This window comes from Chitinophagales bacterium (assembly GCA_020635995.1).
In the GTDB taxonomy this organism is placed as follows: Bacteria; Bacteroidota; Bacteroidia; order Chitinophagales; family UBA8649; genus JAFMKE01.
In genome coordinates this window covers 95308-112456 of the sequence record JACJYS010000003.1, presented here as the reverse complement: position 1 = coordinate 112456, position 17149 = coordinate 95308, and the positions used below count along the sequence as shown (strand labels likewise).

Sequence of the window (17149 nt, the reverse complement as noted above, 5' to 3'; positions counted from 1 at the left end):
GAAATATAATTTTAAACGAACACTCAAAACAGCATTGAAAATAATTTTTGGTTCTATCTAATTAAAGTAAAGTTTCCACTTGTATTTTCCGTATCTCCATTTAGGTATTTTATTTTGGCATAGTAGGTATAAACATCTATATTTTGTTCTTTACCATTATATATTCCATCCCAGCCAGATATTCCGTCTGCTACATTACCACTATAAATAAGTTCTCCCCAACGGTTATAAACTCTTAACTCTACCGATTCAACATTTTTGCATATAGATCTGTAAATATCATTAATGTTATCGCTGTTTGGTGTAAAAGCTGTTGGGAAATAACAATAATGATCCTCTTTTCTTAACAATATACTTATATCATCTGTAGAAATACATCCGTATTCATTGGTATATACTAAAGTATAAATTATATCTTCTTGTGGTGTAGCTATAGGATTTACACAATCATTACAATTAATATAAGTATTTGGATTCCAGTCATAAATTCCATTAGTATTACCTTGTCCCAAAGTGTTTAGTTCTACACTATTACCTTGATAAATAGTAGTATCATTGCCTAAATTAATAGTTGTAGGTGTATTTATAGTTAAATCTAAATGAATAATAATATCACATGCACCACCTACTCCACTCATTACAAAAGTGTCTGTGTTATTACTACTTGTGTAGGTGTTTCCATTCCCGTTAATCCATGTAAAACTATTACAGGCTTGTACCGTATAGGTTGAATCTATATCATTATTTATAGTAAGATTAAGTGTAACTAAAGTATCGCAATCACTACCTTGCCCTGCTACGGTATGGGTGGCTGTATTGTTAGAAGCGGTATATGTATTACCGTCTATCCATGTATAGGAATTACAAGCAGTTTGGTTATCTGTAATATTAACCGTATTTGTAATGGTTAAATTAAGCGTTACCACAGAATCACAACCATTAGCTGCTCCGCCCGTAATAGTATGTGTAGCCGTATTGTTACTTGAGTTATAAGTATTGCCATCAATCCAAGTAAATGAATTACAAGCAGTTTGAACATCTATACTATTTACTGTATAGCTTACGGTTAAATTAAGTGTTACCACCGAATCACAACCATTGGCTGCTCCACCCGTAATAGTGTGTGTAGCAGTACTATTATTTGATGTATATGTGTTGCCGTCTATCCATGTTAATGAATCACAAGCAGTTTGCACGTCAGTTCCATTAGTTGGGTTATTGATAGTAAGATCTAGCGTAACCAACGTATCGCAAGCACCGCCTTGCCCTGCAAGTGTGTGTGTAGCGGTGTTGTTGGAAGCGGTGTAAGTATTTCCGTCAATCCAAGTAAACGATTCACATTCGTTTTCTGTATCTGTTCTGGCAACAGTTGAACCAATAGTAAGATTAAGTGTAACTAACGTATCACAATCTCCACCTTGCCCTGCTACGGTATGGGTGGCTGTATTGTTAGAAGCGGTATATGTATTACCGTCTATCCATGTATAAGAATTACAAGCAGTTTGCACATCTGTACTGTTTACTGTATTCGTTATGGTTAAATTAAGCGTTACCACTGAATCGCAACCATTGGCTGCTCCACCTGTAATAGTATGTGTAGCCGTATTGTTATTTGATGTATATGTGTTGCCGTCAATCCAAGTAAATGAATTACAAGCAGATTGTACATCAGTTCCATTAGTTGGGTTATTGATAGTAAGATTAAGCGTGACAATAGAATCACAACCATTAGCTGCTCCGCCAGTAATGGTATGCGTAGCTGTACTATTTGAAGATGAATATGTATTTCCGTCTATCCATGTAAAATTATTACAAGCAGATTGTACGTCAGTCCCATTTGCAATTGGTAAAACGGCCAAGTTTGAAATTACTACAGAATCGCATGAAGTGTTATTATTTATTACACTTGTTAAATATAAATCATTAATGGCTACAGAAGGGTCAGTACCTATACCGTCATCATTATTTGTCCAGTTAAAACGTATTTGTAAGTCTGATATATTTTCTACTACAGATGGTAAAGCAAATGTAGTGTGTGTCCATTGACCCTGTCCTCCAACACATATAGTTGATTTTAAACTAGGCGATAGTAAGTTAAAAGATGTGCCACCATTAGTGCTATAAAGTAAGGAAGCATTATCTATAAGGGCATCACCATTTCCTATAAAATTAAAGCCAAGTGTTAAATTTGTTTTTCCAATAGTTGAAATATTGGCGGAAGTTGCCGCCATATTAGTTTCTGGGCAGAAAAGAATACCACACAAACCTCCTGCGTCATAAGCAGCTCCACCATTAGGATTAAATTCGCTGGTTACGTGTAAGGTATTATTACCATTATTAGCTACACCACATCCGTTGGGCGTTACACCCCCTTCATTATCATTAATAACCCAATAATTGTTATCTATTCCATTTGTACCCGTAGGGGTGTTTAATATCCATGTATTTGCTCCGTCAAAAGTTTCAAAATAGAAAGTATCTAAGACTGTTCCTCCTCCAGAAGCAAAAATTGTATCATAATAAGTGCCGGCTACTGTTTGATACGAACCTTCTAATAAAATACTATCTCCATTGCATATATTCAAATTCCTACTTGAAGAATTTATTGAAGAAAGACTCACAGTATCATAATGTGTAGAATCACAACCATTAGCCATAGTAAATGGTCCTGTCATGTTAGTGCCTATATCGGCAGGATTGCAAGAAGTGGAGGTAGAAGTTGTAACTACCGATTGATTAACAGTAACATTAAAGGTTGTAATAGAATCGCAGCCATTGCTAGCACCACCAAAAACAGTATCGTTAAAAGTAGTAGAAGTAAAATACCAATTACTGTTTGCTTGTGCAGAATCGCACCCCGAAACAGCAACTGTTGCTGTAGTAGAAGGAGCTAAAGAAACAGTATCGTAATGCGTAGAATCACAACCATTAGCCATAGTGAACGGTCCTGTCATGTTAGTGCCTACATCGGCAGGATTGCAAGAAGTGGAGGTAGAAGTTGTAACTACCGATTGATTAACAGTAACATTAAAGGTTGTAATAGAATCGCAGCCATTGCTAGCACCACCAAAAACAGTATCGTTAAAAGTAGTAGAAGTAAAATACCAATTACTGTTTGCTTGTGCAGAATCGCACCCCGAAACAGCAACTGTTGCTGTAGTAGAAGGAGCTAAAGAAACAGTATCGTAATGCGTAGAATCACAACCATTAGCCATAGTGAACGGTCCTGTCATGTTAGTGCCTACATCGGCAGGATTGCAAGAAGTGGAGGTAGAAGTTGTAACTACCGATTGATTAACAGTAACATTAAAGGTTGTAATAGAATCGCAGCCATTGCTAGCCCCACCAAAAACAGTATCGTTAAAAGTAGTAGAAGTAAAATACCAATTACCGTTTGCTTGAGCCGAATCGCATCCCGAAACAGCAAGGGAAGCCGTAGTATAAGGAGCTAAAGAAACAGTATCGTAATGCGTAGAATCACAACCATTAGCCATAGTGAACGGTCCTGTCATGTTAGTGCCTACATCGGCAGGATTGCAAGAAGTGGAGGTAGAAGTTGTAACTACCGATTGATTAACAGTAACATTAAAGGTTGTAATAGAATCGCAGCCATTGCTAGCACCACCAAAAACAGTATCGTTAAAAGTAGTGGAAGTAAAATACCAATTACTATTTGCCTGAGCAGAATCGCACCCCGAAACAGCAAGGGTTGCTGTAGCATAAGGAGCTAAAGAAACAGTATCATAATGCGTAGAATCACAACCGTTAGCCATAGTAAACGGTCCGGTCATGTTAGTACCTACATCGGCAGGATTACAAGAAGTGGATGTAGAAGTTGTAATGGTTGAATAGTTAATAGTTAAATCAAGCGTCATCACAGAATCACAGCCGTTAGCTGCTCCGCCTGCTATAATATGTGTTGCTGTATTATTAGATGCTGTATAAGTATTGCCATTTCCATTTGTCCAAGTAAAGGTATTACAAGCGGTTTGCACATCTGTATAAGTGGCATTGGCATTGGTATATATAGTAATAGACTCAGATGAGCCACAAGGTAGCGTATAAGTAATATTATTAGTAGGGTTTGATAAACTTGGATCAAATGTTCCGGTAGTGGTATTGGTTATTCCGGAGCCAGACCAAGTTCCTCCCGGAGTAGTTGCCGTTAAAGTTACGGGAGCAGCATTTTGACAGAAAGGACCTGCCGGGTCAATAGACGCATCGCAAGTTGTATTACATGGTGTTACTGTATCTACATCATAAATAAAGTATTCAGTTCCTGCACCGCTTGTTACTCTAATTGAATCTACACCAGCAGGAGGTGTTACCGTTACTCCTGTGGCAAAATCACTCCAATGAGCTGGCACTGTACAGCTACTTAATGGAATAGGGAATGGATTAAAACAATTTCCAAATGTCCACGTACCACCACAAGCGGTACATTGAGTTGAGTTTGTTATTGTTACAGTACTTGCCGGAATCCATTGACTCCAAGTATAAGTTGGTGTACCTCCGCTTACCGTTAAATCGCCATTCGTTTCTTTACAAACACTTAGTGCAGAGCAATCTTGTACCACTATTTCAATGGTATCACTTCCACAAGGCAAAGTATAAGAAATTTGGTGTGTACCTAAACCTGCCGTAGCCGGATCAAATAGTCCTGTTGCTGTATTGGTTATTCCCGTTCCGGCAAAAACACCACCGGGGGTTGCTACTGTAATGGTAAACGAAGGGTCTGTTAGGCATAAAGGTCCTTCCGGACACATGGTGGCATCGCAACAAGTTATAGCCACTTGAGCACAAGCACTGACACCTAAAGATTCTACATACCCATTTCTTCCATTAGAACTTGAAGTACCTGTACCACCTACCGCTATTACTTCTCCGGCAGATGTTATTTCTACATCCCAAACCTTAAAGTTGTTTGTAGTATTGTATGTGGCAACTAAAGTTAAGTTTTGGTCGTATTTTAATACCGCATTTGTAGTACCTACATAAATATTACCACAATCATCAATAGCTATACCACTTGTACCTACCTGCGATGCACCAAAAGTAGTACCCCAGCTACCACTAGGAATACTTGCTGTTGCTACAATAGACGCATCACTAAATTTTCTTTTCTGTAAGGTATTTCCTCTATTAATGAAAATGAAATCATCATAATACTCCATGGCTTCAATACCGGAGTTGTTTACACGCCAATTTTCACATTTATAACCCAAGGTAAAACCGGAGCTTGTACTAAATAAAGCACTACCATTTGGATCGCATAAGGTTAGGTTGTCGTTTATATACCCCAAATCTTTGTGTGTCATGTAGTAATAATTTCCATTACCACAAGAGGCTACAGCTCTCACTTCTTCTACGGAAAACAAAGAACTTGTATTTGGCACTTCAACACTGGAAGTTATATTTCCGGTATTCATATTTATATCATAAATATAGGGAAGCGGAGGTAATGTTCCTCCTGTACCGCCTACTACTAATTTGGTTTGGTCGCAGTTAAACTCAATATTCCAAAACTCCATACTGGAAAAGAAACCACCCGGGCTTGAGTTGTTCCAAAGTACTGTACCTAAAGTACTAACTTTTTGAATTTTAGCTGTAGAGCCTAAAGTAACATAAGAATTACCTACATCATCTGTAGCAAAAGTTCCTAACCAAGATGTGGTATCATAAGGGGTATTGTATGTCCACACTAATGTTCCTGTTGCACTATATTTATTTAAAACCATAGGCATTGTTCCTCCTATGGTGTAGGTATTTCCTAAAGCATCGGTTTCACATTCCCACACGCAATCCCAGCCTAAATTGTAGTTAGGAGTTTGTGTCCATGGGTCTATTACCAGTGTTTTTGTTTTGTCATAGTTGCCTATGTTAAAGCTAATAACATTATCTTTTAATTTGTAAGCAGAATAAATAGATTGCTTTTCATCATTTTTGTAAAAACTAACGGGACGATGGTCAATAATATCGCCCATCATAGATTTTGTGGTAAGCGTTCCGTCTATATTAGCATTTATGTCTTTAGAATATTTTAATTGAATATCGTTAATATTTCCGCCCGGATGTACTATAATGGTGTACTTAACTCCTGTTTCAGGGTGCATTTCATATTCAATATCTATATGGTTGTATATGTTTTTGTAGGTTATTTTATTGTAAGTAGGTATAAAATTTTTGTGAATGGTTTTCTCATTTTCTTCCCAAGAGAAACTTTGATAATATTCATTTTTATCGCTTGGAATTATTTGTACATTGGGGTTTGCATTAAGCCAAGTGGTGTGTAAATAGTCATTTTCTATTACAATCCTATGCCCTAAATGTTCAAAAGCATCAAAGCCTTCTTTGGTAAAGCCTTCTTTTTTTCTTTCGGCACGCCATGCTTTTTCTTCGGCACTCTTAGTGGGTTTGTATTTATTTTGAAATTCAAATACAACGCCTTCTTTAGTAAAATAAAAATTTTCTTTTGAGCTGTTATAAGCAAATTCAATATTGCTTTCAGTTTCATTACAAATAAATTGTCCTTCATTTTTAGTTATTACTTTTTGTGCACCGCCTAAATGCGACCAAGCACTGTTTTGAGCAAATAAATAAAAAGGAATAATAAATAAAAACGTAATTAGTTTTTTCATTGGTTTGGTTTTAGTTCTTTTTTGAGCGTGTTAAGATACTAATAATTTAAAAAATTATTAACAATCTTTTAATGTGTATTTGGTCAAAACAATTTTTTAACTAAAACTTAGGGCAGTAAACTTGTTTATTGGGACGTTTTTTAGTTTTTATATCCACTAAATAAATTAAAGAGAGTTCTGCTCCTCCTTGAGCTTTGTTAGCCACGGTTAATTTTGAGAGTGTGAAATCGTAACTAAATGCAAAGCTTAATTTCTTGTGGTCATATCGGAAAGTGGCTATTAAGGCATCAAAACCTGAATTGTAATTTTTATTGGCATACCATCTTGCCCAAACACCGTAGTACAAGGCATTTCTATCCTCATATCTTCTTCTTTCTCCCACATATTGCTTAAAAAATGTTCCCACGGTTACTTCTCTGTGCGGTCCTTGTATCATATTAATATAGCTGGGCAAAAATGCATATTTTTCACTTTTAAGCATAATTTCAGCTCCCCCAATAGTAATAAACTTCATGTGTAAGAAATCGTTATCATTGTTTGAAGAAGTATTAACTTTTGGGGTATTCAAATGGTATTGGCTATATCCAATATAAAAACTGTGTTTATTATTAAACAAAGAAGTCCATACTGCTCCAAAAGAAACATCATAAACAATTCTATTGGTACTAAACAGACTTCCAATAAGTGGTTCATTATCAAAGGCTTCTATTTTACTTAAATCGGCTGTTTGATGTAAAAATCCATTTTGAATACCAAATGAAAGTAGATGCTTGTTCTTACTTTTTACAGATCCAAATTGAAGATTGGCAGCCAAGGGAACTTGAAAATTTGTTTGTCTATAATTCAAATCTCCGGCAGCATCTGTAAATGCTTGTACACCAAAATTCATGCTGGCGTGTTTGCCCATTGAAAACAATTTACCATCTACTGAAGCTGAAATGGTATTAAAATTAGCCGTTGCCGTAGCCCATTGATTTCTGTAATTGGCAATTAATCTTAATTCTTCATTAAAAACGCCTGTCATAGCAGGATTTAAAAAAATAGGAGATGCATGTATTTGTGAAAAATGGATATCCTGAGCTTTAATAAAGCACAAAAAGAAAAAGGATAATATGGTAATTTTTACTTTCACTATTTACTTTAGTATGGTTATATTTCCTTTCTTCATAAAAGGGGTTTTATCAAAGCATTTTGCTTGTACGTAATATACATATACGCCAGGATTGCAGATTTGGTTTCTAAATGTGCCATCCCATTTTCCATTTGGGTCATAAGTTTCAAAAACCAACTCGCCCCATCTATTAAAAATTCTATAATAATCTATTTCTAATTCATTAGGATTTTTAATGTAAAATTCATCATTATGCATATCTCCATTAGGTGTTATAATATTAGGTGCTAATATTCCATTTTCAGGGCAAGATTTATCTAAAAATACAAAAACTTCATCTTTATAAAAACAATTATTAGTATCTACTACTGTTGCTATATAACTTGTGTTTTCTGTAGTACTTTGTTCAACTGAAAAGCAATCTGTACAAAGTGTATCATCTAAATGACTCCAAGATAAAGACAAATAATCGGTAGGGAAATTAGAAGATTCAAGTGTAAATATTTCATTAGGGATTACAGTAAGATCTTCTCCCGCATCAATAAATGGCTCTGGATAGTGGCGTATTATTAAGGTCAATATACTATCACAGCCATTATGATTGTGTAAGTTTATTCTATATTCTCCTTCATCACTAAAAGTTTGTTCATATATATTTATATAACTGTTAGGGCAAATAGTTGTATCTATTTTCCCTGCTGAATTTTTTAACACAGATATATCAATAAGCAAAATACTATCACAGCCAATTTGACTATTTAATGTATCCGTATATGTCCCAGCTTGATTATATATAATTCCATTTATTTCCACTTCACTACCCTCACAAATTATTTGAGAAATATTTGTTGTAACAAGTTCTCTCACAATCACAGTCGTAGTCCACACCGAATCACAACCAAACACGGTAGCAAAAGAATCTACATATACACCGGTAGTAGCAACAAAAGTCCCCGAAGGCAACAAGAACGAATCATTATCACAAATCTCCACCGTTTGAGCAGGAGCAAAAGTAGGATGCACAATCACAGTCGTAGTCCAAATAGAATCACAACCAAACACGGTAGCAAAAGAATCTACATATACACCGGCAGTAGAAACAAAAACACCCGAAGGCAACAAGAAGGAATCATTATCGCAAATTTCCACCGTTTGAGTAGGAGCAAAAGTAGGATGCACCATCACAGTCGTAGTCCACACCGAATCACAACCATAAACCGAAGCAAAAGAATCTACATAAATACCTGCCGTATTTACATAAGTGCCACTTGGCAACGAGAAGGAATCATTATCACAAATTTCTATAGTTTGAGCAGGAGTAAAAGTAGGATGCACGATAAGCGTAGTCGTCCAGATAGAATCACAGCCAAACACCGAAGCAAAAGAATCTACATAAATACCTGCCGTATTTACATAAGTGCCACTTGGCAACAAGAAGGAATCGTTGTCGCAAATTTCCACCGTTTGAGCAGGAGCAAAAGTAGGGTGCACAATCACAGTCGTAGTCCACACCGAATCACAGCCATAAACCGAAGCAAAAGGATCTACATACACCCCGGCAACAGTAACAAAAACACCCGAAGGCAATAAGAACGAATCATTATCACAAATTTCCACCGTTTGACTCGGAGCAAAAGTAGGATGCACAATCACAGTCGTAGTCCACACCGAATCACAACCATAAACCGAAGCAAAAGAATCTACATAAATACCTGCCGTATTTACATAAGTACCACTTGGCAACAAGAACGAATCATTATCACAAATTTCCACCGTTTGCGTAGGAGCAAAAGTAGGGTGCACCATCACAGTCGTAGTCCAAACAGAATCACAGCCATAAACCGAAGCAAAAGAATCTACATACACACCGGCAGCAGCAACAAAAGTCCCCGAAGGCAACAAGAAAGAATCATTATCACAAATTTCTATAGTTTGACTTGGAGCAAAAGTAGGATGCACAATCACAGTCGTAGTCCACACCGAATCACAACCAAACACGGTAACAAAAGAATCTACATACACCCCGGCAGTAGCAACAAAAACACCCGAAGGCAATAAGAACGAATCATTATCGCAAATTTCTATAGTTTGATTAGGAGCAAAAGTAGGATGCACGATAAGCGTAGTAGTCCAGATAGAATCACAGCCATAAACCGAAGCAAAAGAATCTACATACACACCGGCAGCAGCAACAAAAACACCCGAAGGCAACAAGAACGAATCATTATCGCAAATTTCCACTGTTTGCATAGGAGCAAAAGTAGGATGCACAATCACAGTCGTAGTCCAAACAGAATCACAGCCATAAACCGAAGCAAAAGAATCTACATATACACCGGCAGTAGAAACAAAAACACCCGAAGGCAACAAGAAGGAATCATTATCGCAAATTTCCACCGTTTGAGTAGGAGCAAAAGTAGGATGCACCATCACAGTCGTAGTCCAGATAGAATCACAGCCATAAACCGAAGCAAAAGAATCTACATACACACCGGCAGTAGCAACAAAAACACCCGAAGGCAACAAGAAAGAATCATTATCACAAATTTCTACGGTTTGCGTAGGAGCAAAAGTAGGATGCACAATCACAGTCGTAGTCCACACCGAATCACAACCATAAACCGAAGCAAAAGAATCTACATACACACCGGCAGTAGCAACAAAAACACCCGAAGGCAATAAGAAAGAATCATTATCACAAATTTCCACCGTTTGTGTAGGAGCAAAAGTCGGATGCACGATAAGCGTAGTAGTCCAGATAGAATCACAGCCATAAACCGAAGCAAAAGAATCTACATAAATACCTGCCGTATTTACATAAGTGCCACTTGGCAACAAGAAGGAATCGTTGTCGCAAATTTCCACCGTTTGACTCGGAGCAAAAGTAGGGTGCACAATCACCGTAGTCGTCCAAATAGAATCACAGCCAAACACGGAAGCAAAAGAATCCACATACACCCCGGCAGTAGCAACAAAAGTCCCTGAAGGCAACAAGAAAGAATCATTATCACAAATTTCCACTGTTTGCATAGGAGCAAAAGTAGGATGCACAATTACAGTCGTAGTCCACACCGAATCACAACCATAAACCGAAGCAAAAGAATCTACATACACACCAGCCGTAGCAACAAAAACACCCGAAGGCAACAAGAAGGAATCATTATCGCAAATTTCCACCGTTTGATTAGGAGCAAAAGTCGGGTGCACAATCACAGTCGTAGTCCAAACAGAATCACAACCAAATACCGAAGCAAAAGAATCTACATACACACCGGCAGTAGCAACAAAAGTCCCCGAAGGCAATAAGAACGAATCATTATCGCAAATTTCCACTGTTTGCATAGGAGCAAAAGTAGGGTGTACAATCACAGTCGTAGTCCAAACAGAATCACAACCAAATACCGAAGCAAAAGAATCTACATACACACCGGCAGTAGCAACAAAAGTCCCCGAAGGCAACAAGAAGGAATCATTATCGCAAATCTCCACCGTTTGCGTAGGAGCAAAAGTAGGATGCACAATCACAGTCGTAGTCCACACCGAATCACAACCATAAACCGAAGCAAAAGAATCTACATAAATACCTGCCGTATTTACATAAGTACCACTTGGCAACAAAAACGAATCATTATCGCAAATCTCCACGGTTTGCATAGGAGCAAAAGTAGGATGCACAATCACAGTCGTAGTCCAAACAGAATCACAGCCATAAACCGAAGCAAAAGAATCTACATATACACCGGCAGTAGAAACAAAAACACCCGAAGGCAATAAGAACGAATCATTATCACAAATTTCCACGGTTTGAGCAGGAGCAAAAGTCGGATGCACGATAAGCGTAGTCGTCCACACCGAATCGCAACCAAACACCGAAGCAAAAGAATCTACATAAATACCTGCCGTATTTACATAAGTACCACTTGGCAACAAGAACGAATCATTATCGCAAATTTCCACTGTTTGCATAGGAGCAAAAGTAGGATGCACAATCACAGTCGTAGTCCACACCGAATCACAACCATAAACCGAAGCAAAAGAATCTACATAAATACCTGCCGTATTTACATAAATACCACTTGGCAATAAGAAAGAATCGTTATCGCAAATTTCCACGGTTTGCGTAGGAGTAAAAGTAGGATGCACAATCACCATAGTCGTCCACACCGAATCGCAACCAAACACCGAAGCAAAAGAATCTACATAAATACCTGCCGTATTTACATAAGTACCACTTGGCAACAAGAACGAATCATTATCGCAAATTTCCACTGTTTGCATAGGAGCAAAAGTAGGATGCACAATCACAGTCGTAGTCCACACCGAATCACAACCATAAACCGAAGCAAAAGAATCTACATATACACCGGCAGTAGAAACAAAAACACCCGAAGGCAACAAGAAGGAATCATTATCGCAAATTTCCACCGTTTGAGTAGGAGCAAAAGTAGGATGCACCATCACAGTCGTAGTCCACACCGAATCACAACCATAAACCGAAGCAAAAGAATCTACATACACACCGGCAGTAGCAACAAAAACACCCGAAGGCAACAAGAAAGAATCATTATCACAAATTTCTACGGTTTGCGTAGGAGCAAAAGTAGGATGCACCATCACAGTCGTAGTCCACACCGAATCACAACCATAAACCGAAGCAAAAGAATCTACATACACACCGGCAGTAGCAACAAAAACACCCGAAGGCAACAAGAACGAATCATTATCGCAAATTTCCACTGTTTGCATAGGAGCAAAAGTAGGATGCACAATTACAGTCGTAGTCCACACCGAATCACAACCATAAACCGAAGCAAAAGAATCTACATACACACCAGCCGTAGCAACAAAAACACCCGAAGGCAACAAGAAGGAATCATTATCGCAAATTTCCACCGTTTGATTAGGAGCAAAAGTCGGGTGCACAATCACAGTCGTAGTCCAAACAGAATCACAACCAAATACCGAAGCAAAAGAATCTACATACACACCGGCAGTAGCAACAAAAGTCCCCGAAGGCAACAAGAAAGAATCATTATCACAAATTTCCACCGTTTGAGCAGGAGCAAAAGTAGGGTGCACGATAACAGTCGTAGTCCAAATAGAATCACAGCCAAACACGGAAGCAAAAGAATCCACATACACCCCGGCAGTAGCAACAAAAGTCCCTGAAGGCAACAAGAAAGAATCATTATCACAAATTTCTATAGTTTGTGTAGGAGTAAAAGTAGGGTGCACGATAAGCGTAGTAGTCCAGATAGAATCACAACCATAAACCGAAGCAAAAGAATCTACATAAATACCTGCCGTATTTACATAAGTACCACTTGGCAACAAAAACGAATCATTATCGCAAATCTCCACGGTTTGCATAGGAGCAAAAGTAGGATGCACAATCACAGTCGTAGTCCAAACAGAATCACAGCCATAAACCGAAGCAAAAGAATCTACATATACACCGGCAGTAGAAACAAAAACACCCGAAGGCAATAAGAACGAATCATTATCACAAATTTCCACGGTTTGAGCAGGAGCAAAAGTCGGATGCACGATAAGCGTAGTCGTCCACACCGAATCGCAACCAAACACCGAAGCAAAAGAATCTACATAAATACCTGCCGTATTTACATAAGTACCACTTGGCAACAAGAACGAATCATTATCGCAAATTTCCACTGTTTGCATAGGAGCAAAAGTAGGATGCACAATCACAGTCGTAGTCCACACCGAATCACAACCATAAACCGAAGCAAAAGAATCTACATAAATACCTGCCGTATTTACATAAATACCACTTGGCAATAAGAAAGAATCGTTATCGCAAATTTCCACGGTTTGCGTAGGAGTAAAAGTAGGATGCACAATCACCATAGTCGTCCACACCGAATCGCAACCAAACACCGAAGCAAAAGAATCTACATAAATACCTGCCGTATTTACATAAGTACCACTTGGCAACAAGAACGAATCATTATCGCAAATTTCCACTGTTTGCATAGGAGCAAAAAAGTAGGATGCACAATCACAGTCGTAGTCCACACCGAATCACAACCATAAACCGAAGCAAAAGAATCTACATATACACCGGCAGTAGAAACAAAAACACCCGAAGGCAACAAGAAGGAATCATTATCGCAAATTTCCACCGTTTGAGTAGGAGCAAAAGTAGGATGCACCATCACAGTCGTAGTCCACACCGAATCACAACCATAAACCGAAGCAAAAGAATCTACATACACACCGGCAGTAGCAACAAAAACACCCGAAGGCAACAAGAAAGAATCATTATCACAAATTTCTACGGTTTGCGTAGGAGCAAAAGTAGGATGCACAATCACAGTCGTAGTCCACACCGAATCACAACCATAAACCGAAGCAAAAGAATCTACATACACACCGGCAGTAGCAACAAAAAAACACCCGAAGGCAACAAGAACGAATCATTATCGCAAATTTCCACTGTTTGCATAGGAGCAAAAGTAGGATGCACAATTACAGTCGTAGTCCACACCGAATCACAACCATAAACCGAAGCAAAAGAATCTACATACACACCAGCCGTAGCAACAAAAACACCCGAAGGCAACAAGAAGGAATCATTATCGCAAATTTCCACCGTTTGATTAGGAGCAAAAGTCGGGTGCACAATCACAGTCGTAGTCCAAACAGAATCACAACCAAATACCGAAGCAAAAGAATCTACATACACACCGGCAGTAGCAACAAAAGTCCCCGAAGGCAACAAGAAAGAATCATTATCACAAATTTCCACCGTTTGAGCAGGAGCAAAAGTAGGGTGCACGATAACAGTCGTAGTCCAAATAGAATCACAGCCAAACACGGAAGCAAAAGAATCCACATACACCCCGGCAGTAGCAACAAAAGTCCCCGAAGGCAACAAGAAAGAATCATTATCGCAAATTTCCACCGTTTGACTTGGAGCAAAAGTAGGGTGCACAATCACCGTAGTCGTCCAAATAGAATCACAACCATAAACGGTAGCAAAAGAATCTACATACACACCGGCAGTATTTACAAAAGTCCCCGAAGGCAACAAGAAAGAATCATTATCGCAAATTTCTATAGTTTGCGAAGGAGCAAAAGTAGGGTGTACAATCACAGTCGTAGTCCAAACAGAATCACAGCCATAAACCGAAGCAAAAGAATCTACATACACACCGGCAGTAGCAACAAAAACACCCGAAGGCAATAATAACGAATCATTATCACAAATTTCCACGGTTTGCGAAGGAGCAAAAGTCGGGTGCACAATCACAGTCGTAGTCCACACCGAATCACAACCAAATACCGAAGCAAAAGAATCTACATACACACCGGCAGTAGCAACAAAAACACCCGAAGGCAATAAGAAAGAATCATTATCGCAAATTTCAATCGTTTGATTAGGAGCAAAAGTAGGGTGTACAATCACAGTCGTAGTCCAAACAGAATCACAGCCATAAACCGAAGCAAAAGAATCTACATACACACCGGCAGTAGCAACAAAAACACCCGAAGGCAATAAGAACGAATCATTATCACAAATTTCCACCGTTTGTGTAGGAGCAAAAGTCGGATGCACGATAAGCGTAGTAGTCCAGATAGAATCACAGCCAAACACCGAAGCAAAAGAATCTACATAAATACCTGCCGTATTTACATAAGTGCCACTTGGCAACAAGAAGGAATCGTTGTCGCAAATTTCCACCGTTTGAGCAGGAGCAAAAGTAGGGTGCACCATCACAGTCGTAGTCCACACCGAATCACAGCCATAAACCGAAGCAAAAGGATCTACATACACCCCGGCAACAGTAACAAAAACACCCGAAGGCAATAAGAACGAATCATTATCACAAATTTCAATCGTTTGACTTGGAGCAAAAGTAGGATGCACAATTACCGTAGTAGTCCACACCGAATCACAACCATAAACCGAAGCAAAAGAATCTACATATACACCAGCCGTAGCAACAAAAGTCCCCGAAGGCAACAAGAAGGAATCATTATCACAAATTTCCACCGTTTGAGCAGGAGCAAAAGTAGGATGCACGATAACTGTAGTCGTCCACACCGAATCGCAACCAAACACCGAAGCAAAAGAATCTACATACACACCTGCCGTATTTACATAAGTACCACTTGGCAATAAGAACGAATCATTATCGCAAATTTCTATAGTTTGTGTAGGAGCAAAAGTAGGATTTGTATAAATTGAAAATTCAGTAGAATCCATACATCCTATAGAGTCGGTAAGGGATAATGTAACCGTAAACTCAGATAGCGGATTAAAAGTTGTAGATGAGCAGTTGCCACAATAAAGCGTATCATTGATATACCAGTTTAAACTTCCAATAGTAACAGTAGGTGTAACAGTTAAACTCTCACCCAAGCATAATGTATCATTAGAAATAGGAGAAATTTCTGGAAAAGGAAAAACCTCAATAAAAACATTAGCTGTATCTCTTGAACAAGCAGAAAATAATGTATCATAAACTAAAACAGAATAATAACCTGTTTCTGTGATTTGCAATGTAGAATCTGTTCCGATTAGATTACCCAATAGGTCTGTAGAATCGTACCATTCATATATTATAGATGGTGTATAGCCATTAATAGTTGGTGCTATTTCAAATGGCAATTCATCATAACAAGTAAACTTATAATAAGAATCAAGTTCAACACTTAGGGGTTCATTAATTGGAATACTTAATGTATCACATCTATAAATAGAGGTAAAACTACAAACAGATGGCTCTAAATAACCACAAACCTGAATTTGAAGGCTATCAGGCATTCCGGGTGTGGAGTTAAACTGAGTTGTATCGCACCCTGTTAAACAAGTAAAAAGACTATCATACTCCCCTGTTCCTGAAGTTAATTCATGCCAAACAATAGTGCTATCTATTAATCCTTCTACATAAATATCCGCATCACAACCTTTTGTAGTGCCGGTTCCATATAAATTAAATGTACCCGGTATGGACTGAATAGTATATTCATTTTGATTAGCTCCAGGCTTGCAGAATGTAATAGTATGAGGACCAGGTCCTTCAAGACATATCATTTCACCAATAGGAATTTCTGGGCCACAATTAACTTGGTAAAATAGTGCTCCCGAAGGCATTGCTCCAGAATAAATGTCAAAAATTATCCCCGCAGCATTGGGTTCTAAAAGTACCTCAAACTCTATACAGCGAATAGGGTGCGAAGTGCCACAACATCCTCCGACTCTTACATCAGGAGGAGAAATCCATATAGAATCCGGATTAGAAGATAAATCTACATTATAAAAGGGCGTGTTAGAATCGCATAAACCCGACTGCCCGTATATATTATGGGTAGAAAACAGGAATAATCCCAATAAGATTATATAATTAACAGGGGTTTTCACGTTGAGATTTAC

General features: G+C 38.3%; 5 protein-coding genes. All 5 read right to left on the bottom strand.

Translation table 11 applies throughout. From position 1 onward, the window contains the following. Positions 1-53: 53 nt before the first annotated feature. The 5 genes from H6578_06250 to H6578_06230 all read right to left on the bottom strand — a co-directional run bounded on the left by H6578_06250 (position 54) and on the right by H6578_06230 (position 17137). Positions 54-6638 (bottom strand): T9SS type B sorting domain-containing protein, encoded by a 6585-nt coding sequence (locus H6578_06250; GenBank protein MCB9226749.1) that lies wholly within the window; start codon positions 6636-6638, stop codon positions 54-56. Positions 6639-6738: 100 nt separating this feature from the next. Continuing rightward, positions 6739-7770: a PorP/SprF family type IX secretion system membrane protein gene (locus H6578_06245; GenBank protein ID MCB9226748.1), complete on the bottom strand. Its 1032-nt coding sequence runs from the start codon at positions 7768-7770 to the stop codon at positions 6739-6741. A gap of 3 nt (positions 7771-7773) precedes the next feature. Then, positions 7774-13743, bottom strand: a complete 5970-nt coding sequence (locus tag H6578_06240; GenBank protein ID MCB9226747.1) for a gliding motility-associated C-terminal domain-containing protein — start codon at positions 13741-13743, stop codon at positions 7774-7776. Continuing rightward, positions 13683-14141 carry a hypothetical protein gene (locus tag H6578_06235; GenBank protein ID MCB9226746.1) on the bottom strand — a complete coding sequence of 153 codons (459 nt, stop codon included), beginning with the start codon at positions 14139-14141 and terminating at the stop codon, positions 13683-13685. Before H6578_06235 ends, H6578_06240 begins: the two co-directional genes overlap by 61 nt. After that, positions 14132-17137: a hypothetical protein gene (locus H6578_06230; protein ID MCB9226745.1), complete on the bottom strand. Its 3006-nt coding sequence runs from the start codon at positions 17135-17137 to the stop codon at positions 14132-14134. Before H6578_06230 ends, H6578_06235 begins: the two co-directional genes overlap by 10 nt. Positions 17138-17149: the final 12 nt, after the last annotated feature.

Excerpts from the sequence above, each read along its gene's own strand:
- H6578_06250 (MCB9226749.1), bottom strand. The coding sequence starts at position 6,638 with ATGAAAAAACTAATTACGTTTTTATTTATTATTCCTTTTTATTTATTT.
- H6578_06240 (MCB9226747.1), bottom strand. The coding sequence starts at position 13,743 with ATGCAAACAGTGGAAATTTGCGATAATGATTCGTTCTTGTTGCCAAGT.